The sequence below is a fragment of the Actinoplanes sp. NPDC049548 genome (assembly GCF_040676695.1).
Lineage (GTDB): Bacteria > Actinomycetota > Actinomycetes > Mycobacteriales > Micromonosporaceae > Actinoplanes.
In genome coordinates, this window is sequence record NZ_JBFAPM010000010.1 from 160,504 (window position 1) to 185,518 (window position 25,015).

22 protein-coding genes are annotated in these 25,015 nt (G+C 72.6%); 20 read left to right on the plus strand and 2 right to left on the minus strand.

Translation table 11 applies throughout. The features are described from left to right. Positions 1–19 precede the first annotated feature (19 nt). Positions 20–1,183, plus strand: coding sequence for an HD domain-containing phosphohydrolase (locus tag AB0J80_RS21120; RefSeq protein WP_364707309.1), 1,164 nt, complete (start codon positions 20–22; stop codon positions 1,181–1,183). Here AB0J80_RS21120 and AB0J80_RS21125 read toward each other — a convergent pair. Together AB0J80_RS21125 and AB0J80_RS21130 are read right to left on the minus strand one after the other, a co-directional pair. Continuing rightward, positions 1,170–2,360, minus strand: coding sequence for a response regulator (locus AB0J80_RS21125; RefSeq protein ID WP_364707311.1), 1,191 nt, complete (start codon positions 2,358–2,360; stop codon positions 1,170–1,172). The two genes, AB0J80_RS21120 and AB0J80_RS21125, sit on opposite strands and share 14 nt — an antisense overlap. After that, on the minus strand, positions 2,357–4,519 hold the full coding sequence (locus AB0J80_RS21130; protein WP_364707313.1) for an ATP-binding protein: 2,163 nt from the start codon (positions 4,517–4,519) through the stop codon (positions 2,357–2,359). The genes AB0J80_RS21125 and AB0J80_RS21130 overlap by 4 nt, the downstream gene beginning before the upstream one ends. A 177-nt stretch (positions 4,520–4,696) precedes the next feature. Here AB0J80_RS21130 and AB0J80_RS21135 point away from each other — a divergent pair, with 177 nt between their 5' ends. The 19 genes from AB0J80_RS21135 to AB0J80_RS21225 all read left to right on the plus strand — a co-directional run bounded on the left by AB0J80_RS21135 (position 4,697) and on the right by AB0J80_RS21225 (position 24,940). Beyond that, positions 4,697–6,241, plus strand: coding sequence for an ATP-binding protein (locus tag AB0J80_RS21135; protein ID WP_364707316.1), 1,545 nt, complete (start codon positions 4,697–4,699; stop codon positions 6,239–6,241). Then, on the plus strand, positions 6,238–7,422 hold the full coding sequence (locus AB0J80_RS21140; RefSeq protein WP_364707318.1) for a response regulator: 1,185 nt from the start codon (positions 6,238–6,240) through the stop codon (positions 7,420–7,422). Before AB0J80_RS21135 ends, AB0J80_RS21140 begins: the two co-directional genes overlap by 4 nt. A 5-nt stretch (positions 7,423–7,427) precedes the next feature. After that, positions 7,428–7,811, plus strand: a complete 384-nt coding sequence (locus AB0J80_RS21145; RefSeq protein WP_364707321.1) for a response regulator transcription factor — start codon at positions 7,428–7,430, stop codon at positions 7,809–7,811. A gap of 139 nt (positions 7,812–7,950) precedes the next feature. After that, positions 7,951–9,636: a S8 family peptidase gene (locus AB0J80_RS21150; RefSeq protein WP_364707324.1), complete on the plus strand. Its 1,686-nt coding sequence runs from the start codon at positions 7,951–7,953 to the stop codon at positions 9,634–9,636. After that, a complete protein-coding gene (locus tag AB0J80_RS21155) occupies positions 9,597–11,900 on the plus strand; it encodes an ATP-binding protein (RefSeq protein ID WP_364707327.1) in 2,304 nt (767 codons plus the stop codon). Before AB0J80_RS21150 ends, AB0J80_RS21155 begins: the two co-directional genes overlap by 40 nt. 77 nt (positions 11,901–11,977) lie before the next feature. Beyond that, positions 11,978–13,006 (plus strand): hypothetical protein, encoded by a 1,029-nt coding sequence (locus AB0J80_RS21160; protein WP_364707330.1) that lies wholly within the window; start codon positions 11,978–11,980, stop codon positions 13,004–13,006. 45 nt (positions 13,007–13,051) lie between these two features. Continuing rightward, positions 13,052–13,486 (plus strand): glycosyltransferase, encoded by a 435-nt coding sequence (locus AB0J80_RS21165; RefSeq protein WP_364707333.1) that lies wholly within the window; start codon positions 13,052–13,054, stop codon positions 13,484–13,486. A gap of 144 nt (positions 13,487–13,630) precedes the next feature. Then, complete coding sequence (locus AB0J80_RS21170) at positions 13,631–14,386, plus strand: EAL domain-containing protein (RefSeq protein ID WP_364707336.1); 756 nt, start codon at positions 13,631–13,633, stop codon at positions 14,384–14,386. A gap of 87 nt (positions 14,387–14,473) precedes the next feature. After that, a complete protein-coding gene (locus AB0J80_RS21175) occupies positions 14,474–15,163 on the plus strand; it encodes a response regulator transcription factor (protein WP_364707339.1) in 690 nt (229 codons plus the stop codon). Positions 15,164–15,429: 266 nt separating this feature from the next. Further along, entirely contained in the window at positions 15,430–16,587 is a 1,158-nt protein-coding gene (locus AB0J80_RS21180; protein ID WP_364707342.1) for a glycosyltransferase, read from the plus strand. Beyond that, entirely contained in the window at positions 16,584–17,876 is a 1,293-nt protein-coding gene (locus AB0J80_RS21185; RefSeq protein ID WP_364707344.1) for an oligosaccharide flippase family protein, read from the plus strand. Before AB0J80_RS21180 ends, AB0J80_RS21185 begins: the two co-directional genes overlap by 4 nt. Further along, positions 17,873–18,712 carry a dolichyl-phosphate beta-glucosyltransferase gene (locus AB0J80_RS21190; RefSeq protein ID WP_364707347.1) on the plus strand — a complete coding sequence of 280 codons (840 nt, stop codon included), beginning with the start codon at positions 17,873–17,875 and terminating at the stop codon, positions 18,710–18,712. The genes AB0J80_RS21185 and AB0J80_RS21190 overlap by 4 nt, the downstream gene beginning before the upstream one ends. Beyond that, positions 18,712–19,056 (plus strand): STAS domain-containing protein, encoded by a 345-nt coding sequence (locus tag AB0J80_RS21195; protein WP_364707350.1) that lies wholly within the window; start codon positions 18,712–18,714, stop codon positions 19,054–19,056. The genes AB0J80_RS21190 and AB0J80_RS21195 overlap by 1 nt, the downstream gene beginning before the upstream one ends. After that, positions 19,053–20,447, plus strand: a complete 1,395-nt coding sequence (locus AB0J80_RS21200; protein WP_364707353.1) for a PP2C family protein-serine/threonine phosphatase — start codon at positions 19,053–19,055, stop codon at positions 20,445–20,447. Before AB0J80_RS21195 ends, AB0J80_RS21200 begins: the two co-directional genes overlap by 4 nt. Further along, positions 20,444–20,866, plus strand: a complete 423-nt coding sequence (locus tag AB0J80_RS21205) for an ATP-binding protein (RefSeq protein ID WP_364707355.1) — start codon at positions 20,444–20,446, stop codon at positions 20,864–20,866. Before AB0J80_RS21200 ends, AB0J80_RS21205 begins: the two co-directional genes overlap by 4 nt. A gap of 66 nt (positions 20,867–20,932) precedes the next feature. After that, on the plus strand, positions 20,933–21,244 hold the full coding sequence (locus AB0J80_RS21210; RefSeq protein ID WP_364707357.1) for an STAS domain-containing protein: 312 nt from the start codon (positions 20,933–20,935) through the stop codon (positions 21,242–21,244). Between the two features lie 5 nt (positions 21,245–21,249). Next, the gene (locus AB0J80_RS21215; protein WP_364707360.1) at positions 21,250–21,642 is read left to right on the plus strand and encodes a response regulator; all 393 of its coding nucleotides are present in this window, start codon (positions 21,250–21,252) and stop codon (positions 21,640–21,642) included. Beyond that, on the plus strand, positions 21,639–22,592 hold the full coding sequence (locus AB0J80_RS21220; RefSeq protein WP_364707363.1) for an endonuclease/exonuclease/phosphatase family protein: 954 nt from the start codon (positions 21,639–21,641) through the stop codon (positions 22,590–22,592). Before AB0J80_RS21215 ends, AB0J80_RS21220 begins: the two co-directional genes overlap by 4 nt. A 71-nt stretch (positions 22,593–22,663) precedes the next feature. After that, on the plus strand, positions 22,664–24,940 hold the full coding sequence (locus tag AB0J80_RS21225) for a fibronectin type III domain-containing protein (protein ID WP_364707366.1): 2,277 nt from the start codon (positions 22,664–22,666) through the stop codon (positions 24,938–24,940). Positions 24,941–25,015 lie beyond the last annotated feature (75 nt).

The following is a 25,015-nucleotide window of genomic DNA, read 5'->3' on the forward strand; positions in this document are numbered from 1 at the left end:
CCTGGGAATAGGGGCGACGATGACGCTGCCGAACAAACGTCCGCGGATCCTGCTCGTGGACGACGAAGCGAACCTGCTCGACGGGATGCGGCGCCAGCTCCGCCGGGACTTCGACGTGGAGACCGCCGTCGGCGCGGCGAAGGGGCTCTTCGCCCTGCGGCAGCCCGAGCCGTTCGAGGTGATCGTCTCCGACTTCCTGATGCCGGGCATCAACGGGGCGGAGTTCCTCGCCGCCGCCCGCAAGGTCGCGCCGGACACCACCCGCATGCTCCTCACCGGGCACACCAACCTCGAGGACGCCGCGAAGACGGTCAACGAGGGCCAGGTCTTCCGCATGCTCCTCAAGCCGGTCGACACCGAGACGATGAGCGCCGCACTGCGCGACTGCGTGGCCCAGCACCGGCTCGTGGTCGCGGAACGGGAGCTGCTGGAGCGCACCCTGAACGGCAGCGTCATGGCCCTCAACGACGTGCTGTCGCTGTCCAACCCCGATGCCTTCGGCCGGGCCAACCGGCTGTCGCGGCGGGCGATCCAGCTCCTCGACGCGTACCCGGACGAGGTCGAGGACCGCTGGGTCGCCGAGCTCGCGGTCATGCTGTCCCAGATCGGCATCGTCTCGCTGCCGCCCGCGGTGGCGGAGAAGCTGGCCCTGGGCGCCGAGCTGACCCCGGCCGAGCAGGCCATGACCGACGACCTTCCGGAGGTGGCGGTCCACATCATCTCCCCCATCCCCCGCCTGGAGCCGGTGGCCGACGCCATCCGGTACTCCCGGAAGAACTTCGACGGCTCGGGGGCGCCCCTGGACCAGGTGGCGGGCGAGCGGATCCCGTTCGGCGGGCGGCTGATCCACATCGTCCAGGACTTCGACGAGCTGATCTCGCACGGCACCAGCCCCGCCGTCGCCGCGGCGACCCTCGCCGGACGGGCGGGTCACTACGACCCGGCGCTGCTGGAGGCGCTGGACGCGGCCACGGCGATCTCCGACGGCGAGACCGTACGCCCGGTGACGCTCGACGAGCTGCGGTCCGGGATGGTGCTCGCCGCCCCGGTGACCAGTAAGTCCGGCGTCCGGCTGGTCAGCGCGGGCCAGGAGGTCTCCGTCAGCCTGATCACGCGGCTGCGCAACTTCGCCGCCCTCGAGGACGGCGTGGCCGAGCCGCTGCTGACCGTCAGCCCGGCCTAGGGGACCGTTCCCGCCGCCACCGGGCGGCCGCCTCGCGGACCGGCTCGCTAAGCTCGTCGTCGCCGAGGGCCGGGGCGCCGTGCGGGCCGCACACCGGTTCGAGTTCCGCCTCCACGATCCGGTGCGCCAGCGCGACCGCCGACGCGGGATCGGAGGCCACCCCGGGCTCGGCCGGCTCCTGGTGGGCCGACGCCGCCTCGATGACCGGCTCGGGCAGCGACCAGAGCCGCAGCAGGCGCGCCCCGATCTCGCGGTGGTCGATACCGAAGATCTCCCGCTCCACGTCGCAGAGTGGCACATCGGGCGTGTCCCGCCACCGCGTCAGCGCCCCTGCGAACTCGGCGGGCCGCGACGATGCGAGAACCAGCTGCCCGACCTCGTGCAGCAGGCCCGCCGTGAAGGCATGACCCTCCCAGTCCCGGCCGGCGGCGAAGCGCCCGGCGAGCCGCGACGTCTCGACGGCGTGCACCGTGAGCCGCTCGATCCACACCGGTGGCAGGACCCCGGCCGGATCGAACTCGCGGACCATGTCGTGCATGAACACCAGGCCCCGGATGGTGGGCAGCCCGAGCAGTGCGGTCGCCTGCACCACGTTGTTGACCTTGCGGCCCATCGCGTACGCGGACGAGTTCACCAGATGCAGCACCTTCGCCGCGACCGCGGGGTCACGCTCGAGCACCCGGCCGACCGACTGCGCGCTGGCGTCCTCCGTGGCGAACGCGTCGATGAGCTCGACCAGGGTGTGCGGCGGGCTCGGCAGCGACTCGATGACCGCCACGTCGCGGCGTACCGCGTCGTCGGGGGCGGCCGGGGCGATGAGCCGCTCGACCGCGGTGACGATCTGCTCCGGCGTGCTGGGCTTGTTGATGAACTCGTGGGCCAGCACCATGATCCGCAGCAGGTTGTCCTCGTTGGTCTGGCCGCTGAGGATGACCCGAGCGGTCGCCGGGAACTCCTTGCGCACGCGGTCGAGCAGCTGGGCGCCGTCCATGCCGGGCATGCGGTAGTCGGTGACGATCACGTCGCAGTGCCGGCTGTGCAGGGAGTCCAGCGCCGCCTGGCCGCCCTCGACGAACGACATGTCCCAGCGGTCCCGGTGGGTGCGCAGCATCCGCCGCAGGCCGCTGAGGATGCGCGGCTCGTCGTCGACGAACACGATGTGCGGCCGGTGCGTCATGACGCCGCCTCCGCCATGTCGTCGGCGCCGACCGGCAACCGGACGGTGAACACCGTGCCCGCGCCCGGCTCGCTGGTGAAGTCCACCGACCCGCCGTGCCGGTCCACCACGAGGGTACGGACCAGCGCGAGACCCTGGCCGGTGCCGGTGCCGACCTCCTTGGTGGTGAAGAACGGGTCGAACAGCTTGTCGGCGATCTCCGGCGGCACCCCGGTGCCGGTGTCCTCGACCTCGATGACCACCTGGGACCTCTCCGACCGGGTGCGGACCCGGATGGTGCCCCGGCCCCGGTCGGCGGCGGCGATGGCGTGGGCGGCGTTGACCACCAGGTTGAGCACCACCTGGTTGATGTCGCCGAGGTGGCAGTACACCGGCGGGAGGTCGGCGAAGTCGGTCTCCACGTCGGCGACGTACTTGATCTCGTTGTTCGCGACGATCAGCGTGTTGGCGATCGCCTCGCCGAGGTTCGCCTGCGTCTTCTCCTCGCTGCCGGGGTGACCGAAGGCCTTCATGGCGCGCACGATGTTCGCGACCCGGTTGATGCCCTCCAGGCTCTGCTGCAGCGCCATCGGCACCTCCTCGAGGAGGAAGTCGATGTCGATCTCCTCGGCCACCCGCTCGACGCGCTCGATGGCCTCCCCGCACTCGGCGCCCTTGCGCGCCGCGTCGACGAGGTCCCGGTACGCCTCGTGCAACCGGTTCAGGTCGGCGAAGGCCGTCTCCAGGAACCGGGCGTTGTCACCGACGAACTGGATCGGCGTGTTGATCTCGTGCGCGATGCCGGCGGCGAGCCGCCCGACCGACTCCAGCTTCTGCGCGTGCCGCAGCTCCAGCTCCAGCGCCTGCCGTTCGGAGACGTCGCGGGCGTTGAAGACGATGCTGCGGGAGCCGTCGTGCTCGTTGACGTAGTCGATGACCGCTTCGACGTTGGTCCACGGGGCGTCCTCGCGGCTGCGGATCCGGCACGGCCGCGCCGCCGGTACGCCGGGGCCGGCTCCGGCGGTCAGGATGTCCTCGAGATCATCGGGGTGCAGCAGCGACCACAGGTCCCGGCCGGTCAGAGCCGCGGCGGACTCGCCCAGCAGGGTCTGCGTCCCGGGGTTGGCGAAGCGGATGATGCCCGCCTCGCTGGCCAGCACCAGCGCGTCCGGCGAGTGGTCGACGACCGCGCTGAGCCGCGAGCGGTTGAGCAGCTGGTCGAGGGTCAGCGCGGCCTCGTCCGCGAGGGTCTTCACCGGGGCCGACAGGTCGTCCGTGGCCCGGCCGTTCATGGCGAGCAGGAGCAGGCCGAAGCAGGAACCGTGCACGGCCAGGGGCGCGAGCGCGACACCGGCGTGGGGCCGGAGGCGGAACACCTCACAGACGTCGTGCGCCGCGCCGTCGGCCAGGTACTCGTAACCGCCCGGCACCAGGGCGGTCCGGGCCTGTTCGGGCAGCGCCGCCAGCTCACCCACCCAGCCGGAAGCCTCCGTACCGACGTCGCCCGCCGCGGCGACCACGTGCAGGGCGGGGCCCGCGACGGTGACCACCAGGACGGCGCTCACCTCCTCGTCCATGCTCAGCGCGGCGCCGAGGGTGACGTCCATGGCTTCTTCGCGGGTGGTGGCAGCGACCAGGCCGGCGCCGGCCGAGGCGGCGGCCCGCTCGCGCGCGGCGGCCCGGTCGCGGGCTGCGCTGACCCGGGCCAGCACGTGGTTGACCACCAACGCGACGAACGCCGTGAGGAGCAGGGTCGCCGTGGCCTCGACCTGGGCGTCGAAGACCATCATGCCTGTCGCCATGATGGCGACCAGGGTCGCGACCGCCAGTGCCTTCTCTCGCAATCCGCCGTAGAGGGAACGGAAGTTGACCCACATGAAGCAGAAGGCGATCGTCGTGCGGTAGTCGGAAGCACCGGCGATGACGCAGACGCAGACGCCCTCAGCGACCCAGCTCCAAGCCGGGAACCGTCCGCGCTGGTAACCGACGTACAGCCAGACGAGCAGGCCCAGGGTCGCGGCGACCGCAGCGATGCCGAAAGGTAGCGACGTCGCGAAGGCGCCCCAGAGGCCGACGAACGGCCAGATGAGCAGGAAGACGAAGAAGAGGGCACGGACCTGCCCGAGCATGGAGCTCGACCCGCGGATCCACCGCTGCAGCCGTACCGGCATCCCGTCCATACCTGACCCCCGGTCGTCCCGGTGTGCGCTTCTTCATCCCTATCGGCGCACGCGGCGAGAGATACAGACTTCTGATAAGCGGAGGAGCCACCGGTTCTTGACACTCCTGTGACCTGCGCCTCAGCGGATCCGCCAGGGAGCCGATGGGGAGAAAGGGACCACTCGAGGGAGGACGCGATGGCGGACGTCTCGGCGCTGCTGGAGACGATCGAGGCCGCGGTGCCGGCCGGCGTCGCCTTCGTCGACGAGCGCCTGCGGTTCGTCCGGGCCGGCGCGGGGTTCGCGGCGGTCACCGGCCGCCCCGCCGCCGAGCTGGCCGGGCTGACAGTGCCCGAGGCCCTGCCCTCCCTCGCGGACCGGCTGGAACCCCTGCTGAGCCAGGTCCTGGCGACGCGGACACCCGTCGTGGGCGAACGGTTCGACGCCCCGGACGCGACGGAGCCGGGCCGGGTCCGGACCTGGCGGGTCGACTGCCGGCCGCTGCCCGGCGACGGGTCGCCCGGCCTGTGCCTCGTGCTCACCGACATCACCGCGCACACCGTCGCCACCGCGTTCCGTACCGCGTTCATGCAGGACATGCCCGAGGGTCTCTACACCGTGGACGGCGAGGGCCGGCTCACGTCCCTCAACCGCGCGGCGTCGGAGATGCTCGGCTGGTCCCAGGAGGACCTGCTCGGCCGCCAGGTGCACGCGGCCGTCCACCTGCCCGCCCCCGGCGGCACGCCGGTGCCGGAGCAAGACTGTCCCCTGCGCGATCCCGCGGCGGCGGTGGACGCGGTGTTCGCCCGCAAGGACGGGTCCACGTTCCAGGTGGTCTGCTCGGTCGCTCCGCTGCGGGTGGGTGCCGGCAGCCAGGGCCGGCTGGTGACCTTCCGCGACGTCACCGAGACACGCCGTGCGCAGCTGGCGGCCCATCACGACCAGAAGCTCGAGTCGCTGGGGCGGCTCTCCGCCGGCCTGGCGCACGAGATCAACACGCCGATCCAGTTCGTCGGCGACAACACCCGGTTCCTGGCCGACGCGTACCAGGACATCGCGCAGCTGCTCATGGTCTACCGCGAGTGCATGGCCCCGGACCTGGGCGAGGTGGCGTGGGACGAGCGCACCGCCCGGGCCCGCGCGGCCGAGGACAAGGCGGACGTGGAGTACCTGATCGCCGAGATCCCGGTCGCGGTCAAGCAGACCCTCGAGGGCGTGGAGCGGGTGGCGTCGCTGGTCCGGGCCATGAAGTCGTTCAGCTACAAGGACACCGCCGAGCAGTCGTACGCCGACCTCAACGAGGCGATCCGCACCACCCTGACCGTCGCCCGCAACGAGGTGAAGTACGTCGCGGACGTCGAGCTCGACCTCGCCGAGCTGCCCGAGGTGCTGTGCCACCGCGGCGACCTCAACCAGGTGTTCCTCAACCTGCTCGTCAACGCCGCCGACGCCATGGAGGGGCGGGGAGAACGGGGCCGGATCACCATCGGCACGCGGCTCGACGGGCCGGACGTCGTCATCACCTTCGCCGACGACGGCAGCGGCATCCCCGAGCACATCCGCCAGTCCATCTTCGACCCGTTCTTCACCACCAAGGGCGTGGGCAAGGGCACCGGTCAGGGCCTCGCCCTCGCCCGCGCGGTGCTGGACCGGCACGGCGGCTCCATCGACGTGCAGTCGGTGCCGGGCGAGGGCACCACCTTCACGCTGCGGCTGCCGGTCGACGGACGCCAGGACTCATGAGCACACCGCGGGTGCTGTTCGTCGACGACGAGCCGCGCATCCTCGACGGGCTGCGCCGGTCGCTGCGCGGACGCCGCGGCGAGTGGGACATGGAGTTCGCCAACGGCGGCGCCGAGGCCCTGGAGCGACTGGCCGCCACGCCGTGCGACGTGGTGGTCTCCGACATGCGGATGCCCGGCATGGACGGCGCCCAGCTGCTCACGGAGGTCAGCCGGTCGCACCCCGGGACGGCCCGGGTGGTGCTCTCCGGGCACATCGAGGAGGAGGCGATCGTCCAGGTCGCCATGGCCGGGCACCGCTTCCTCACCAAACCCTCCGACGCCGAGACCCTCACCGCGGTGGTCGACCAGCTCCTGCTGCACACCTCGGCCGCCCACCCCGCAACGGCCCGCCGCATCGCCGGAGCCGTCCGCTCGATCCCGGTCCTGCCCGGGCACGCCGACGGCATCGACGCGCTGCTCGCGCCCGACGCGAACCTCGACACGGCGGTAAGCACCGCGACCCGCGACATCGGGCTGGCCGCCAAGCTCCTGCAGCTGTCCTCCTCCCGGTTCTTCGGCGCCCGCCCGCGCAACTACTCGATCGAGGCGATCGTGCACGCGATGGGCGTCACGATGATCCAGGCCGTGGCCGACGCGGGGAGCTCCTGGTCGCCGCCCGGCTGGTACCCCGGCGCCGCGCCGGTGCTGGCGGCCACCTGGTGCCATGCCCGGGCGACCGCCCGGCTCGCCGAGCGGCTGGCCTCGCCGGCGAACCGGCCGCACGCCCAGGCGGCGGCCCTGCTGCAGGACGTCGGACGGCTCATCTGCCTGGCCCGCGAGGACGGCGAGCCGGCGGCGGTCGACCTCGAGAACGGTACGCGCGACGGCGTGCCCTTCCGCGACGCGGGCGTCGAGCTGCTGCACCTGTGGGGCGTACCGGCCCCGATCATCGGCGCGGTCGCCCAGCGGGACACGCCGCACCGGCCGGAGCCGTCCGGGCTCGGCGTCGCCGGCGCCGTCCGCACGGCCCACCTGCTCGTCACGCAGGCGGAGAACGCTCCCGGGGCCGACGAGCAGGAGCTGGCGCTGCTGCTCGCCCATCCCCAGCTGCAGGCACAGACGGTCGACTGGCGGCAGGCCGCCGAGGACGCGGTGCGGCAGGCCGAGCCGTCGGCCTGCGGCGCCGGGCGAGGGGGGTGACATCCGTGGCACGCATTCTGGTGGTCGACGACGACCCGGGGATCCGCAGTCTGCTCACCGACGTGCTGGAGCTCGAGGGCTACGAGGTCAGCGTGGCGGTGGACGGGCTGGCCGCGGTGCAGGCCGTGGAGACCGTCGACCCCGACTTCGTCATCCTGGACGTCATGATGCCCGGCCTGGACGGCTTCGCGGTGCTCGCGGCGATCCGGGCCCTCGGCGGCGAGCCGGTGCCGGTGCTCATGCTCACCGCGGCGGCCGAGCCGGGCACCAACTCCCGGGCATGGGCCGACGGCGTGGACTACTACCTGGCCAAGCCGTTCACCGCGGACGCCGTGCTCGATCTGCTCGACGGCGCGCTCAGCCGAGAGGTCCGGGTGACCGACCTGTGAACGCCACCGCAAGCCGACCTCAAGTTCCGCTCAAGTCCACCGCCGGCCCGCCGATGCTGTTCCTCGCGTCGGCACCGGACCTGCAACGTGCGCCGTCGCAGACGAAGTCGTTTCGCCGACAAGCGAGGTGCGTACGCCCATGACACACAACCGTCGCCGGGGAGTCGCGCTGGCCGCGGCCGCCGTCGCCACGACGACCGCCCTGCCGGTGTCCGCGGCCGCCCACAGCGCCGCAGGGCCGTGGCGGGAGGTGGTGGTGACCGGTACGGGCGCCGCCGCGGCCGCGAGCGCCGTCGAGTCCGCCGGGGGCCGGGTACTGGCCAGCCTGCCGCTGGCGCACGGCGTCGCAGCGCTGCTGCCGGCACGGACCACCCTCCCGCAGGAATGGACGGTCGTCCCGCAGCGCGAGCTCACCGTCGCCGACGCCTCGTCCGACGCCGCGGACAGCGCCACGACCGTGCGCCAGATGCTCGGCATGCCGGCGAACGGCCGCGAGGGAGCCGGCGTGACGGTGGCCGTGGTGGACACCGGCATCGCCGAGGTGCCGGATCTCGCCGGCCGCGTCGCCGGGCGCGTCGACCTCACCGGCACGGGGGCGGGCGACGGCTACGGCCACGGGACGTTCATGGCCGGCCTGATCGCCGCGTCGGGAGCCGCCTCGGGTGGGGCGTACCGCGGGGTCGCCCCGGCCGCCGAGCTGGTCGACGTGAAGGTCGCCGACGCGGACGGGCGTACCGACCTGATCACGGTGCTGCGGGGCCTGCAGTGGGTCAGCGACCACAAGAAGGACGTGCAGGTCCTGAACCTGTCGCTGTCGGCGGACAGCCCGCTGCCGTACCAGGTGGACCCGCTGAACCAGGCCCTCGAGGCGCTGTGGCACCAGGGCGTGACGGTGGTCGTACCGTCGGGCAACGACGGGCCCGGCACCGGCTCGGTGACCTCGCCCGGCAACGACCCGGTGCTGCTCACCACGGGCGGCCTGGACGCGTCCGGCACCGCGGACCGCGGCGACGACGTGGTCGGCGTCTGGTCCGGCCGCGGCCCGACGAAGCAGGGCGACGCCAAGCCCGACCTGGTCGCCGCCGGCGGTCACGTGGTCAGCCTGCGCGCGCCCGGCAGCATCGTCGACCGGGAGAACCCGGCGGCGCGGGTCGGCGACGGCTACTTCCGCGGTTCCGGCACGTCGATGGCGGCCGCGGTGACCTCGGGTGCCATCGCGGCGACGCTGGCGGTGCAGCCGAAGCTCGGCCCCGACGCGATCAAGAACCTGCTGGTCTCGACCGCCTACCCGAGCCCGGGGCTGACCGCGGCGGCCGGTGGCGGTGCGGGCGGCCTCGACGTCGGCCGGGTGCTCGCCGCCGCGCCCGACTGGCGCAAGAGCAAGGCGCAGACGCGCTACGACGAGGACACCGACGCGGTGCGCCGCGACGCCAAGCGCTGGTCCGCTCTCGCCGAGGCGCTCGGCGCCGGCGACGCGCAGGCCGCCGACCTGGAGTGGAACCGGCTCAGCCCCGCGTCGCGCGACTGGGCCGCACGGGCCTGGGCGCAGCTCGACCCGGCCGCGCGGGCCTGGGCGGCACGGGCGTGGGCGGCGCGGGCCTGGGCCGGCGCGGACGGCAGCTGGGCGGCACGGGCCTGGGCCGCCCGGGCGTGGGCCGCGCGGGCCTGGGCGTCCGACGACTGGGCGGCACGCGCCTGGGCGGCGCGGGCCTGGGCGGACGCCGACTGGACCGCCCGCGCCTGGGCCGGCGAGGACTGGGCCGCACGGGCCTGGGCCGCCGACCGGTGGAGCGCCTCGTCCTGGGCCTGGTTGCCGCAGTCGTGACCGCCGAGCCGCACGGCGCCGGTCGCCCGCTTCCGCAGCGGGTGACCGGCGCCGTGCGCGCGTTCGCGCGGGACCCGATCCTGCGGCGGGTCGTGGCGGTCGGTGCGCTCGGTGCCGGCCTGGGCGCCGTCGTGGTGCTCGCCATGCCGGGACGCGACAGCGTGCTCGCCGGCACCGGCGTCCCGATGGCCTGGCTGGTGCCGGGGCTCGTCGTCCTCACCTGCCTCGCCGAGATCACCGTGGTGCGGCTGCGCCACGGCGAGGCCGTCGAGGAGCTCACCCTCTACGAGGCGGCGCTGGTCATCGACGTGCTGCTCCTGCCGCCGCGGCACGCGCTGCTGGCCGCCGTCGCCGGCCTGGTGCTGGCCAGCCTGGTCCAGCGCCGGCCCGCGGTGAAGGCCGCGTTCAACCTCGGTACGTACACCGCCGCCGTGTCGGTGCTGATCCTGCTGGTCCACGTGATCGGCGGCACGGCCGGCACCATGACCGCGCGCGTGCTCGCCGGCGTGGTGGCCGGCACCCTGGCCTTCACCGCCGTCAACCTGTGCTGCCTGGCCCAGATCCTCGGTTTCATCAACGAGGTCCCGCCGTGGACGGTGATCCGGTCCGAGGCCCGGCTGTCGGTCTACATGGCGGTCGGGACCATGGCGACCGGGCTGACGACGACGGTCGTCGCCCTCCACGCGCCCCTGCTGCTGCCGTTCATGGCCATGCCCGCCCTGGCCGTCACGTACGCGTACCGCGCCGCCGCCCGCGAGGCCGACGAGCGCGCCCGCTCCGCGTGCCTGCTGCAGCTGTCGCACGCCCTCGCCGAACGGGAGGACGTCGTCCGGCAGTTCCTGGTGCTGGTCCGCGAGGCCTTCGACGCCGACCTGGGCTTCATCGCCGTGTCCGGCAACGGCTCGGCGCTCTCCGCGGACGCCACCGAGCCGTCCGCCGTGCGGGCCGGGCCGCTGCCGGACTACCTGGTCCCGTGGCGGGACGTCGAGGCGCCGGTGCAGCTGACCGAGGACCTTCCGCCCGGCCTGCGCCATGTCGTCGTGGTCCCGGTGGAGGGCGGCGGCAGCCGGCAGGGCACGGCCGCGTTCGCGAGCCGCCGCCGGCGGCGGATGTCGACCGGCGACGTCACGTTGCTGGCCTCGCTGGGCAGTGCCCTGGCCGTGGCGATGCGCGGCGCCGAGCACCTGGAGCGGCTCACCGAGGAGCGCAGCAAGCTGCAGGCCGTCGTCGAGCAGTCCGCCGAGGGCATCATGGTGGTCGGCGCCGGCGGCCTGGTCCAGGTCTGGAACCAGGCGCTGGCCGACATCGCCGGCACGTCCGCCGCCGACGCGGCCGGCCGGCCCGTCGGCGACCTGCTCGAGGTGCCCGCCGAGGAGGAACGCGAGCTGCTCCTGCCGGTCACGGTGGACGTGCCCCGGGTGGCGACCGAGCTGACGGTACGCCGCAGCGACGGCGAGGAGCGGCGGCTGCGGCTCGCGCACTCGGCCATCTTCGCCGGCGGCGAGCTCGTACGCGACGTCGTCGTCATCAGCGACCTCACCCGCGAGTACCGCACCGAGCGGCTCAAGTCCGACTTCATCGCCATGGTGTCGCACGAGCTGCGCACCCCGCTCACACCGATCATGGGCTACATCGACCTGCTGCGGACCCGCGGCGAACGAATGACGCCGCAGAAGCGCCTCGACGCGCTCACCCTGATCGGGGACCGGGCGGCCCACCTGTCCCGGCTGGTGGAGGACCTGCTGCTCGCATCGCGGTTCGGCGACAACCCGGACGAGGCGTCGCTGCAGGTGAACGTCGCCACGCACGATCTGGTGGCGATCGTCCGGCAGGCCGTCGAGGACCTCCGCACCGACCGGGTCGAGCTGACCTTGCCGGAGGACCCCTGGCCGGCCCGGTGCGACAACGGCCGGACGGTCCAGGTGCTCACCAACCTCATCGGCAACGGGCTCAAGTACTCGGCTCAGGACCGTACCGTCGAGGTGAGCCTGCGCCGCGACGAGCGGTTCCTGCACGTCGACGTCCGCGACCACGGCCGTGGCATCCCCTCGGACTCGCTGGAGAAGGTGTTCGAGAAGTTCCACCGGGTCGAGGACCCCATGACCATGAGCACCAGCGGGACCGGCCTGGGCCTGTTCATCGCCCGGCGGCTGGCCCGCGCCATGGGCGGCGACGTCACCCTCGAGTCCACCGTCAACGTCGGGTCCCGCTTCACCCTGTCCCTGCCCGCAGAGGGTCCCGAAGACCCGGGACCTTGGTCCTGACCTGCGCCGGATCGCTCGATCTTCACCGCGTACGCCCGTATGAAGGGTGACGACGAACGATGATCGGAGTGAGAACGATGAGCACCTGGACACGCGGCGCGGCAGCGATCGGAGCGGCACTCGCCGTGCTGGCCGTGCCGGCCCCCGCAGCGGCGCACGAGAAGTGGTTCGTGCCGGGCCCCGACGGTTACCCGGGCGACTGGTCCTTCACCGCCCGCCCGCTCACGCTGGCGTTCATCCTGGGCGTGGCCCTGGTGGCGCTCGGCTGGCGCTGGGTGGCGGTGCACCGGCTGCCGGCCCCGGAGCTGCCCGTGCTCGGGTTCGTGGGGCGGCTCGTCCCGTACGTGCCGCGGCTGCTCGCCGTCCACCTGGGCGTCTCGCTGCTCGCGGCGGGCGTCTCCGGGCACTTCCTGACCCACGACCTCGAGGTCGGCGAGCTGCCCGGCGGCGGTGCCCTGCTGCTGCTGGAGGGCGCGCTGGGCGTCTGGTTCATCACCGGTGTCCGGCTGCGCCCGGCGGCCGTCCTGCTGGCCCTGGCGGGTCCGCTGGCGCTGCTGATGACCGGGCCGGTCGGCCTGCTGTCGGCGATGGACCTGCTGGGCGTCGCGGTCTTCCTGGCGTTCGTGCCACCGTCGGACGCCACCTTCGGCCGGGTCGAGCCCGACGCCGCCACGCTGCGCCGGGCGCTGCTGGCCCTGCGCCTCGGCGCCGGCGGTGCCCTGATCACCCTGGCCTTCGCCGAGAAGCTCGCCAACCCGGCGCTGGCCCGCGAGACGCTGCGGCTCTTCCCGCAGCTCGACGTGTTCGCGCTGGTCGGCATCCACGTGCCGGCGGACACCTTCGTGGCCGTCGCCGGCGCCACCGAGCTGCTCTTCGGGCTGCTGGTGATCTCCGGCGCCCTGCCGCAGGCGGCCGTGCTGGTGGCGGGCATCCCGTTCAACGCCACGCTGCTGCTGTTCGGCGGCACCGAGCTGCTCGGCCACCTGCCGGTGTACGGGGTGTTCCTCACGCTGCTGGCGTACGGCTCGAACCCGCGGACCGCGGAGCTGGTGCGCTGGCTGCCCCGGACCGCCCGCCGGATGCCGGAAGCTTTGCGTCCGGCTTGAGAGCCGCCTGAGGTTGCATTGAGGTTGCAAGCCGAATCACCGGGCATGACCGTCGCACACCTCATCGCCGTCCCGCCCTTCGTGGTCGCGGGCCCCGCACCCCGGGCCACCGCGCCGTCAGGCCCGGTCGCCGTCGAGTTCACCGTCGTCATCCCCTTCCACAACCCCGGCGCCAAGCTGCGGCGCGCGGTGGAACGCATCGCGGAGCTGCTGTACGCGCAGAACATCTCCTTCGAGATGATCGCCGTGTCGGGCGGCTCGCGGGACGGCTCCGACCGCACGCTGGAGGACCTGCCCTGGCTGCGGGTCATCGCCGACCCGCAGGTGCAGGACAAGGGCGCGGCGCTGCAGTCCGGACTCGCCGCCGCCGGCGGGGCGTACGTCGGCGTCGTCGACGTCGACGCGGACGTCGAGGTCGATCCGCACGAGCTCATCGAGTGCCTCCACCGGGCCCGCGAGCGGGAGTCCGTGCTCGCCTGACCCTCGTCGCACCCCGGACCCCGGCACGCCTGGCGTGCCGGGGTCCCGCGCGTTCGGCGTGGGCTCGGCCGATGCGGGAAACGCTTGCCGATTACTTGAAACGTGAATGAGACAGACTTGAGGGTTGCTGCCGAAACAGTCGGCATGACTCTCACCGCGGCCGCCCTGCCCGCCCTGAACAACCTGCGAGAAGTGATCCACTCGCAGGCCATCCAGCCGACGTTCCAGCCGGTCGTGCACCTCGAGGACGGCGTCGTCAAGGCGTACGAGGCGCTGGCCCGCTTCGACCAGGCGCACTTCCCCTGCCCGGCGGACGCGTTCGCCGCCGCCCTCGAGGCCGGCGTGGGGGTGGACCTGGAGCTGCTGGCGCTGGAGCGGGCGTTCGCGTACCTGGACGAGATGCCCGCCGGGGCGTGGCTGAGCGCGAACCTGTCGGTGGAGGCGCTGCTGACCCCGCAGGTCTGCGCCACCCTGCTGGCGCACGCGCCGCGCGGCATCGCCGTCGAGCTGACCGAGCACACCCAGGTGCACGACTACCCGGCCCTGGTGAAGGTGACCGAGAGCCTGCGCGAGGCCGGCATCCTCATCGCCGTGGACGACGCCGGCGCCGGGTTCGCCAGCCTCAGCCACATCCTGCAGCTGCGCCCCGACATCATCAAGCTGGACATCACCCTCACCCGGGGCATCGACAACGACCCGGTGCGGATGGCGCTGGCCCGCTCGCTGGTCGGTTTCGCCGAGGACATCGGCGCGATGCTGATCGCCGAGGGCATCGAGACCGTGGCCGAACACGAGAAACTGCGGGCGCTCGGGGTCAAGCTGGGGCAGGGTTACTTCATGGCCCGGCCCGGGCCGCTGCCGGACCGCGCCGACATCACCGGGGGCATGCGGAACCTTTGATTCGCCCCGGGACGGCCGATAGGTCTTTCAGGCGGCACCGTCGCGAACGCGGCGCCGCTCGTCGTCCCGCAGGGAATTGGAGGCTTCGTGGCCAGGCCGCGCGCGCTCGTCGTCGAGGACTCACCCGAGTTCATGCTGCTCTGCCAACACCTGCTGGAGCGGGAGGGCTTCGACGTGGTCGTCGCCACCGACGGCCGCGGCGCGGTGGAGCAGGCCCAGAAGGAGCGGCCGGAGATCGCCATCCTCGACCTCGGGCTGCCCGACGTCGACGGCATCGAGGTCTGCCGCCAGATCCGGCTCTTCACCGACGCCTACATCGTCATGGTCACCGGTCGCACCGACGAGGTGGACAAGGTCGTGGGCCTGTCGGTGGGCGCGGACGACTACGTCACCAAGCCCTTCTCCCCGCGCGAGCTGGCCGCCCGGATCCAGGCCATGCGGCGCCGGCCCCGGACCTCTGCCTCCACTCCCAGCACCGCGATCCGCGAGTACGGCGGGCTGCGCATCGACCCCGACGTCCGCGAGGTGACCCTGGACGGGCAGGTGCTCGAGCTGACGAAGATCGAGTTCGGCATCCTGGACCTGCTCTCCTCCGCGCCGCGCCGCACCTTCACCCGCGGCCAGCTGCTCGAGGACGTCTGGGGCGACAACTGGTACGGCGACGACCACATCATCGACGTGCACGTCGGCAACCTGCGCAAGAAGCTCGGCGAGTCCGCGTCGTCACCACGGCACATCCGTACGCTGCGCGGGGTCGGCTACCGCTTCGAGCCCTGACCGGCCCGTTCACCTCTTAGGCACCACGCGCACCGCGCGTGGTGCCTTTCGTTCTGTACGGGCCTTGGGAACAACCCAACGGCACCCCGGAGCGGACCGGAAATCGCCCGTGACCGGCCCAGACTTTGTGCCATGACCCAGGCCCAGCCCGCCTCCGTGATCTGCGCGACGAACGGCAACTGCACGCCGCACATCGTTCAGGATCCCGCCCTCGCAACCGACGGAATAGCGTGACTACCGCGACACGGGCGTTGCGAATCGGGGTCGTGACCGCCCTTCCCCCCGGCCGTAACAGCCTCAACGAGTTCGGCTTCCACCTCGTCCGGCACCTCGCCGGGGTACCCGAGGTCTCCGAGGTCGTCGTCTACGCCGACGAGACCGACGCCGGCCCGCCGGCCGCCCTGCCGGGCACCCGCAGCCTGGGCGCGTGGCGGTTCAACAGCATCGGCAACCTGCTGCGGATCGTCCGCGCGGTGCGCGCCACCCGGCCCGACGTGGTGCTGTTCAACCTGCAGTTCGCCACGTTCGGCGACCGCCGGCTGCCCGGCGCCCTCGGGCTGCTGACGCCGGCCGTGCTGCGCCTGCTGGGCGTGCCGAGCGTCGTCGTGCTGCACAACCTGGCGGACAACGTCGACATGCGCGACGCCGGGTTCGCCGGTTCGCGCCTGACCGCCTGGGTCATGAAGACCGCCGGCCGGGTGCTGACCCGGGCGCTGCTGCGCTCCGACCTCGTCGCCGTCACCATCCCGCGCTACGTCGAGCTGCTGCGCGACCGCTACGGCGCCCGCAATGCCCTGCTCGCGCCGCACGGCAGCTTCGAGGAGCTGGCGGTGCCGTCGTTCGACGTCCCGCCCGGCCCGCGGCGGATCCTGGCGTTCGGCAAGTGGGGCACTTACAAGACGGTCGACGTTCTGGTCGAGGCGTACCGGCTGCTGTTGCAGCGCGGCTACGAGGACCTGGAGCTCGTCATCGCCGGTTCGGACAGCCCCAACTCCCCCGGCTACCTGGCCGAGGTCGCCCGCCGGTACGCCGATGTGCCGAACGTGGTGCAGACCGGCTACGTCGCCGAGGAGGACGTGGCGGGGCTGTTCCGCTCGGCGACCGTGGTGGCGTTCCCGTACACCTCGACGACCGGCAGCTCGGGCGTCCTGCACCAGGCCGGCGAGTACGGCCGGGCCGTGGCGCTGCCCCGGATCGGCGACTTCGTCGAGATCATCGAGGAGGAGGGCTTCCGGGGCACGTACTTCGAGCCGGGCGACGCCGCCAGCCTCGCCGACTCCCTCGCCGAGATGATCGACAACCCGGAGCTGCGAACCAGCCTGGGCCGCCGCAACTTCGCCGCCGCGACCGGCATCCCGATGTCCGAGGTCGTCGAGTGGCACGTGATGCACATGCAGCGGGTGCTCGAGGGGAAGTCCCGATGAGCGACACCGCGGTACTGGCCGAGGAGTCCGCCGGCACCAAGCTGGCCCGGGCCGGCATGGTGCTGGGCCTGGCCACGACCGCCGCGCACGCCGGCAACTACGTGCTCAACCTCGTGATGGCGCGCTGGCTCTCCCCGGCCGAGTTCTCCGACGCCACGCTCATGGTGACCCTGATGGCCGTGGTGACGGCCCTGGCCATGGGCCTGCAGATGGTCACCGCCCGTTCGGTCGGCAACTTCGAGGTCGCCGGCATGACCTCCGTGGCCGACCGGCTCGCGGGACGCCTGCGGCGCTGGGCCTGGTCGTCCGGCATCGCCCTGGCCGCCGTGCTGATCCTGACGGCGCCGCAGTTGCAGGTGGTGTTCCACACCGCGTCGGCCTGGCCGTTCGTCGTCCTGGGCCTCGGCATGCCGTACTACCTGGCCCAGGCGGTCGGCCGGGGCGCGCTCCAGGGCCGGCTGGCCTTCGGGCGGCTCGCCGTCACCTTCCTGGTGGAGATGCTCGTCCGCGTCGCGGTCTCGGTGACGCTGCTCGCCCTGGGCGGCGGCGTGCCGGGGGTGACCGCCGGGCTGACGGTCTCCTACATCGCCACCTGGCTGACGGTACGCAGTGCGACGAACACGCGCAGCCTCCAGCCGAAGGTGCGCGCCACGGACCTCACCGAGATCCGGGCGTACGCGGCGGCGGTGGGACTGCTGCTCGGCGCCCAGATCATCATCACCAACGGCGACGTGCTGATCGCCAAGCACTTCCTCGAGCCGGCCACCGCGGGCGCCTATTCCGCGCTGGCGCTGATGGGCCGGGCGGCGTTCTTCCTGTCCTGGTCGGTGGCGACGGTCGTGTTCCCGGCCGCCGCCCGCCGGCACGCCGCCGGGCAGAACTCCGACCAGCTGCTGCGCGGCGGAATCTACGCCGTCGCGGGGATCGGCGGCCTCTGCGCCGTGGGGTCCGCGCTGTTCGGCAATTTTTTCATCGGAATTTTCCTAGGCTCGAACTACCGGAACCTCGGCGGGCTGCTGACGGTGTACGTCATCAGCACCACGCTGTTCGCCGTGTCGAACCTGGTGGCCAGCCACTACCTGGCCACCGGGCGCACCTCGGAGTCCTGGGCCCTGCTCAGCGGCGCCGTGGTGCAGACGGTGCTGTTGCTGCACTGGAACCACAGCATGCAGGAGCTGGTCCGCGCCCAACTCGTGGCGATGACCATCCTGGTCGTCCTCGTGGCGGTATGTCGCACTGCCCGTAAACCCTCCCCACAACCGACGGTCGAAAGGCGAACTCCCCGATGAACAACAGTGCCTACGAGGCGTACCGGGCTTGGGCGACGCACGAGATCACCGTGCCTCCCGTGGTGTCGGTGGTGATCCCCGCCTACAACGAGGAAGAGCGGATCATCCCGACGATCGGCGCGATCGCCACCTACATGTCGTCCCGCGGCGAGCCGTGGGAGCTCATCGTGGCCGACGACGGCTCCACCGACAGCACCGTGAGCCTGCTGCAGAACATGCGCCTGGCCAACATGCGCGTCCTGGTGGCCGCCCGCAACGGCGGCAAGGGCAGCGCGGTGCGCCGCGGCGTCATGGCGGCGCGCGGCTCGGTGGTGCTCTTCGCCGACGCCGACCAGTCGACGCCGATCGAGCAGTTCGACCGGCTGTACCGCAAGATCGTGGTCGAGGGGTACGACATCGTCGTGGCCTCGCGCAGCGCCACGGGCGCCGTGGTGGCGGGCAAGAGCCGGCTGCGCAAGATGCTCAGCGCCGGCCTGCAGGCCCTGGTGCGCATCGGCGGCGGCCTGGCGATCTCCGACACCCAGTGCGGCTTCAAGCTCTTCACCGCCACCGCGGCCAAGCGCCTCTTCGCCCTCCAGGTGATCGACGGCTTCTCCTTCGACCTGGAGGTGCTGTACCTGGCCCAGAAGAACCGCATGAACATCGCGGAGGTGCCGGTGGAGTGGATCGACGCTCCCGGCTCCACCGTCAACCCGGTGTCCGTCACCCTGCAGTTCCTGCGGGAGATGTTCAAGGTACGGATGAACTCCGCCCGGGGACGCTACATGCAGCACAACCACCTCGGCGCAGGCGCAGGGCCGGCGCCCTCGGTATCGGTTTCCGTAGGAGAGCACTGATGGAGATTCGCAGTGAGCGCTGGGACCAGCGGCACCTCATCACGCTGACCGGCCGCTTCGACGCGCACGAGACGCCCCGGTTCCGCGAGCTGCTCGCGGACCTGCTTGCGAACGGCAGCGGCCTCTCGGTGGACATCGACCTGTCCGCCGTGCACTTCATCGACTCCAGCGCGCTCGCCGAGCTGCTGCGGGCCGCCCGGGCCGCGACGGACGTCGGCGCCACGCTGGTGCTGCTGAACCCGTCCGACCCGGTCCGGGTGATCTTCGAGCTCACCGCCCTGGACCAGGCGTTCTCCATCCGGTACGCGCCGACCGTGCCCGACACCCCGGGATTCACGGGATGAGTGCCGTGCCCGCGACCATGGCGGAAGCCGTCAACACGCTGCTGCGCGCGGCGGGCACGGAGCAGGCACGCCTGGACGTCGGACCCTTCGCGGCCGGATCGGTCCCGGAGGCCGTCGTGGCGGCCCAGCACGTCCTGCAGCTGCTCGACCTGCACGAGCAGGCCGAGGAGGAGCTGACGGACGCCCTGGTCGCTGCCCAGGACCGGCTGCTGGCGCTCTACGACCTCACCCGGGTGCAGGCGGAGAGCCGCGACCACGCCGAGGCGCACAAGCGTACGGCGGCCGCCGTGCTCACCAGCACCGAGTGCGACAGCGGGGTGCTCGCCGGCGGCGGGCTGCTCTACCGCGCCGGCGACGAGGCCCACTTCCCGATCCTCACCCGGATCGCCGAGGAGGCCGTCGCCCGGGGGCTGACCGAGCCCGCGGTGTGGCCGGACGCGCCGACGCCGACGATGGTGGCGCCCGTGCCGGTCAGCACGTCGCCCGCGCTGGCCATCGCGATCACGCGTACCCGTGGCCCGGCCTTCGACACCGGCGACGTCAAGCTGGTCGCCGCCGTGGCGGCGGTGATCGGCGGGCTGGTCAACCTGACCCGGCTGCACCAGTCCGAGGTCGAGCGGGCCCAGCTGGAGCAGGAGCACCAGATGGCCTCGGCGCTCGCCCAGGCGGTGCTGTCCACCGAGCCTCCGCAGGTGCCGGGCGCCGAGGTGTACGCCGAGTGCGTACCCGCGAACCTAGCCGGCGGGGACTTCTTCACCTTCGCGCCGCGTGACGGGGCGCTGTGGTTCGCCGTCGGCGACGTCGCCGGGAAGGGCCTGCCGGCCGCCATGATCATGACGCGCGCGGTGACCGCGATCCGCAACGCCTGCGTGGCGGGCCGCTCCGACGACCCGGCGGACGTCGTCAACCAGGTCAACGAGGAGCTCTTCGGCTACCTGGTCGACGCGGGCCGGTTCATCACCATGGCCGTCGGGCGCTACCTGCCCGGCTCGGGTCACGTCGACGTCTGCAACGCCGGGCACAGCCCGCTGGCCCGGGCGGACCGCTCCGGCGTCACGGTGATCCCGCCCGCGACGCTGCCGATCGGCGCCCTCAGCACGGTGGACGCCCGCTCGCTGCGGCTGCCCTTCGACGAGGGCGACCTGCTCGTGCTCGGCTCCGACGGGCTGGCCGAGCAGCAGGACCCGAGGGGGCGGCTGTTCGGCTACGAACGCTTCCTGACCGCGGTCGGCCGGGCCCACGAGGCCCTGTCGTACGGCCGGCGCCACGACGACGTGCCCGCCCAGGTCGCCCGGCGGCTGTTCGACGAGGTGGCCCAGCACGCCGCCGACACCCAGCCGGACGACGACTGCACCCTGGTGGTCCTGCGCGCGGCGGAGGTGGCCCGATGAGCATCGCCACCCTGGTCATGCCGGCCGACCACGAGTCGCTGCGCCGGCTCGGTCCCTGGCTCACCGAGCTGCTCGGCGAGCCGCTGCCCGGCGACGTGCCCGGTCTGCTCTCCCGCATCGAGCTCGCGCTGCACGAGGTCTGCGTCAACGTCGTGGACCACGCGTACGGCGGCGGGCCGGGCGAGCTCACCGTCACCGGCCGGGCCGACGACACCACCGTCGAGCTGACGGTCACCGACACCGGATGCGCCTTCGAACGGCACGCGGTCGTCGCACCGCGCGCCGGCGTCCCGCAGATCCGCGGGTACGGCCTCATGATCGTGAACCAGCTCGTGGACCAGGTCGACTACGACCGGGTCGACGCCACCAACATCTGCACGCTGCGGATCTCGCGGCGAGCGCCCGACCCGGCGGGATGACGCCGGACATGCCCTCAACTTCGCACCGATGACGCCGATGGGACAGCTGTGGAGACAACGGAGCACATGGACGAAGCCGTAGGTGCCGCGACCGTGGCCCTCAAGGGACGCCTCGACTCGCTCGAGGCGCAGGGCCTGCGGGACACCGTCCGCCGGCTCATCTCGAGTGGTTGCAAGCGGATGGCGATCGACCTGACGGAGGTGACGTTCATCGACAGCGCGGGCCTCGCCGTGCTGGTGCGGACCCACCGGGAGCTGCAGGCTTCCGGCGGTGAGCTGGTCCTCATCCGGCCGAGCGGCGAGAACGCCAACCGGATCTTCCAGCTGACGCAGTTCGACCAGATCTTCACCATGCGCGACGCCGCGCCCGGGGAGTGACCCGCATGGACGCCGCGACCGAACCGGTCCTGGTCGTCGAGGACGACGTGGTGTCCCGCATGATCCTCTGCCGGATGCTGCAGCAGATGGGCTACCGGCCCGACACTGCGACCTCCGTGGAGTCGGCCCTCGAGCTCGCCGGCAGCTCCGACTACTGCTTGATCATCTCGGACTTCCAGCTGCTCGACGGCACCGGCATCGACCTGCTCGACCAGCTGCCGGTGGCGGGCCGGTCCCCCGCGCCCTTCATCCTGGTGACGGGTATCGAGTCCTCGTCCTCCGAGGCCGACGGCTGGCGGCACCGGGTGGACGCGTTCCTGACCAAGCCGGTGCACTCCCGCGAGCTGCGGGCGTGCGTCGAGCGGGTCCGCGGGCCGGGCCGGGAACACGTCGGGTGACCACCGCTCTGATCGCCGCCCTGGTGGTGGCGACGGTCCTGCTCTACGGCCTGGTGCTGCTGCGCCTGCTGCGTCCGGAGGGGCTGGCGGTCCTGGTGTGCGCCACCGCCGTGGCCGACTGGTGCACGCTGGCCGCGGTGCCGCTCGCCGGTGTCGCGGCGCTGCTGCGCCAGCCCGCTCTGGCCACGGTGCTGGCCGTGCCGGCCGTCGTCCAGGTGGGCCGGTTGGCGCGGATCCTGCTGCGCAACCGGCGGGGTCCGGATCCGGCCGGGCCACGGTTTCGCCTGGTCACGGCCAACGTGCTGGTCAGCAACCCCGCCATGGAGGAGCTGGCGGCCGAGCTCGCCGCCCTCGAGGCCGACGTCTGCTGCCTGCAGGAGGTCACCGACGAGCACCTGGCGGCGATCAAGTCGGCCGGCCTGCTCGACGCGTACCCGCACACGGTCCTGGACCCGCGGCCCGGATACCACGGCTCGGTGATCCTCTCGCGCCACCCGCTCGCGGACGCGGCGCAGATCGACGTCGCCGGTGGTCCGATGACCCGCGCCGACCTGCGCCTGCCCGGTGGCATGCTGCGGGTGGTCAACGTGCACACCGAGGCGCCGATGAACCGCGTGAAGCTCGCCGCCTGGCGGCGGCAGCTGCGGGCGCTGGCCGAGATGACCGCCCCGACCGGCGCCGGCCTCGTGCTCGCCGGCGACTTCAACGCCACCGCGGACCACCGGTCCATGGCCGCGCTGCTGCGCGGCCCACTGCGGGACGCGTACGACGAGGCGGGCTCCGGCCACGGCGCCACCTGGCCGCGCTGGCGCCGGCCGATGCCCGCCCTGCTGCGCCTGGACCACGTGCTGGTCTCCCCGGGCCTGGCGGTCCGCGGCGCGCGGGTCGAGACGAGCGCCGGCAGTGACCACCGCCGCCTGGTCGTCGACCTGGCACCGGCGACGGTCTGACCGGAAAACTCATCTGCCGCCCGCCGCCGCCGATGGCAGGGGTACTTCAGGACCCTCGAATCGAGTGTGAGATGGCGTTGCACGTACGAAAGCGGTACCGGATCATCGCCGGCCTTGCCGTGCTGGGCCTGGTGTCGAGCCTGATCGCGGCGCCCCGGACCGCGCAAGCGGCCACCACGGTCCCCACCGCGCCGACGAACCTGCGCGCCACCCGGTCCTTCCTGGACCCGCGTGACTTCACCCTCACCTGGACCAAGGCCACCGGCCCGGTGCATCACTACGTGGTCTCCATGTTCGCCGACGGCAAGCGGTCCCGGATCACCGTGCCCGCCACCTCCACCCGGTACGCCGTCGACGGCACCTCGCTGATGACGATCTACCAGGTCCGCGTCGTGGCCGAGAACATCGCCTCGATGGGCACCACGTCCGACGAGCTGACCGTCAACCCGGTGCTGTCCGGCCCGCCGGTCAACGTGCTCGGCTCGGCGCTGCCGGGCGGTGGCATCCACGTCGAGTGGACCAAGCCGGACCGCCCGGGGCTGAGCCCGGTGCTGCTCTACCGGGTCACCTTCGTCGACGCCCTCACGCGCCGCAAGCTCACGCTGCTGTCCCTGGACACCGACCTGGACGCGCCGCTGCTCGACAACACCCGGCTCTACGAGGTCTCGGTCGCCGCGGTCACCAAGGACGGCGTCGGCCTGACCGAGACCGAGCAGCTCGGTGGCGCCACGCCCACCGCGCCGCGCTGGTTCACGGCGGTCCGCGACCCCGCGGCCCCGGACCGGGTCGTGCTCTCCTGGACCGAGCCCAGCTGGCACGGCAGCAGCGCGATCAGCGGGTACGAGGTGGGCAGCGGCTCCGGCAGCAGCACGGTGAGCAGCTGGAAGGCCGCCGGATACGTCACCGGCGCCACGCTGAGCCTGCCCGCCGCGTCGACCGGCATGTACTCGGTGCGGGCGGTCAACGACGCCGGCCGGTCGGTCGGTGCGGACCTGGAGTACGTGGACGTCGCCGTGCGCACGCAGCTGGTCACCTCCACGTACCCGATCTCGGTCACCTCGTCGGGCCGCGACGTCACGGTGAACTTCTACACGAAGCTCGCGGGCAACTACGAGAAGCTGGGCGTGTACCTGCTGCCCACCGACGGCTGGACCTACCGCGACGAGCGCACCATCAACAACGGCGCCAACCTGGCGGTGTCGTTCGACAACGTGCCCAGCGGCCGCTACCGGCTCTGGGTGATGGGCCTCGACACGCAGGACCCGAAGGCCAGCGGCACGGACCTGTTCAACCAGGAGGTCATCGTCAACGACGAGGCCCTGTCGCAGAGCTCCGTCGACGTCTCCTTCAGCGAGGGCACGGCCGACTGGCACGGCATCTACCCGCCGAGCAACCTGCCGGTCGTGATCATGACCGACAAGCTCGCGTACGACGGTGCCACCAGCATGGCGATCACCGCGATGGCGAACAGCGTCGCCCGCAACATCACCGCCGGCGCCGGGCCCGCCCGGGCCGTGCCGACCGCGGCCGGCCAGCAGCTGGTCGTGGCGGCGCAGGGCTTCGCCACCACCCAGCCCACGCAGTGGAACCTCGGCATCTCGTGGTGGAACGCCAAGGGCGAGCAGATCTCGGTCGTCCGGACCAAGCGGCTGACCAGGACCGTCGGCGACTGGAAGCCGTCGGGCGGCACGTTCACCGCGCCCGCCGGCGCGGTGGCGGCGAGCGCCTTCGTCGAGGTCGGCGAGCTGCTGAAGGGTCAGACCTTCTACATCGACGACATCGCGCTGCGCAGCTTCACCCCCACCCCGCGGGTCCAGTCCGCCACGGACTGGGCGGTCGTGCAGGGCGAGGCGCAGGTGACCAACGCGGCGGTCGTGATGCCCTCGGGCACCACCACCGAGGTGATCGACACCAAGACCTCGGGTGCCGACCTCAGCGTCAGCGTGCAGACCACGCTACGGTCCGGCAGCCACTACGGGCTCGAGCTGCGCGCCAGCCGTACGGCGAAGGGCACCACCAGCTACGTGATGCAGCTGGAGCAGTCGTCGAGCGGATGGGCGTACGTCCTGCGGCAGCAGACGGCCGGGGCGACCTGCTCCCGGGCGCTGGCCACCTCGAGCGTGCTGTCGGGCCTCAACCCGGGCGTCGCCCACAACGTGACCGTCAAGATCTCCGGGGACGTGCTGACGGTGACCCTCGCCGGCAAGCAGGTCCTGACGGTGAGCAGCCTCGCCGGCGCCGTGAAGCGGTGCGCGTGCGGCGCGGCACCGGCCGGCACGGCGGTGGGCCTGCTGAAGCTGGGCTCCTCGGCGGTCGAGTTCAACGGCGCGGTGCTGGTCAAGAGCTGACCGGCAGTGGCATCGAGCGCGGGGCGGGGCAGTCTAGACGACTGACCCGCCCCGTCGCCGTCGTTCGCCGCGATG

Bases quoted from the DNA above. Each gene is read 5' to 3' on its own strand.
- AB0J80_RS21120 (WP_364707309.1), top strand. From the start codon at position 20: ATGACGCTGCCGAACAAACGTCCGCGGATCCTGCTCGTGGACGACGAA.
- AB0J80_RS21125 (WP_364707311.1), bottom strand. From the start codon at position 2,360: ATGACGCACCGGCCGCACATCGTGTTCGTCGACGACGAGCCGCGCATC.
- AB0J80_RS21130 (WP_364707313.1), bottom strand. From the start codon at position 4,519: ATGGACGGGATGCCGGTACGGCTGCAGCGGTGGATCCGCGGGTCGAGC.
- AB0J80_RS21135 (WP_364707316.1), top strand. From the start codon at position 4,697: ATGGCGGACGTCTCGGCGCTGCTGGAGACGATCGAGGCCGCGGTGCCG.
- AB0J80_RS21140 (WP_364707318.1), top strand. From the start codon at position 6,238: ATGAGCACACCGCGGGTGCTGTTCGTCGACGACGAGCCGCGCATCCTC.
- AB0J80_RS21150 (WP_364707324.1), top strand. From the start codon at position 7,951: ATGACACACAACCGTCGCCGGGGAGTCGCGCTGGCCGCGGCCGCCGTC.
- AB0J80_RS21160 (WP_364707330.1), top strand. From the start codon at position 11,978: ATGAGCACCTGGACACGCGGCGCGGCAGCGATCGGAGCGGCACTCGCC.
- AB0J80_RS21165 (WP_364707333.1), top strand. From the start codon at position 13,052: ATGACCGTCGCACACCTCATCGCCGTCCCGCCCTTCGTGGTCGCGGGC.
- AB0J80_RS21170 (WP_364707336.1), top strand. From the start codon at position 13,631: ATGACTCTCACCGCGGCCGCCCTGCCCGCCCTGAACAACCTGCGAGAA.
- AB0J80_RS21185 (WP_364707344.1), top strand. From the start codon at position 16,584: ATGAGCGACACCGCGGTACTGGCCGAGGAGTCCGCCGGCACCAAGCTG.
- AB0J80_RS21190 (WP_364707347.1), top strand. From the start codon at position 17,873: ATGAACAACAGTGCCTACGAGGCGTACCGGGCTTGGGCGACGCACGAG.
- AB0J80_RS21195 (WP_364707350.1), top strand. From the start codon at position 18,712: ATGGAGATTCGCAGTGAGCGCTGGGACCAGCGGCACCTCATCACGCTG.
- AB0J80_RS21200 (WP_364707353.1), top strand. From the start codon at position 19,053: ATGAGTGCCGTGCCCGCGACCATGGCGGAAGCCGTCAACACGCTGCTG.
- AB0J80_RS21205 (WP_364707355.1), top strand. From the start codon at position 20,444: ATGAGCATCGCCACCCTGGTCATGCCGGCCGACCACGAGTCGCTGCGC.
- AB0J80_RS21210 (WP_364707357.1), top strand. From the start codon at position 20,933: ATGGACGAAGCCGTAGGTGCCGCGACCGTGGCCCTCAAGGGACGCCTC.
- AB0J80_RS21215 (WP_364707360.1), top strand. From the start codon at position 21,250: ATGGACGCCGCGACCGAACCGGTCCTGGTCGTCGAGGACGACGTGGTG.
- AB0J80_RS21225 (WP_364707366.1), top strand. From the start codon at position 22,664: ATGGCGTTGCACGTACGAAAGCGGTACCGGATCATCGCCGGCCTTGCC.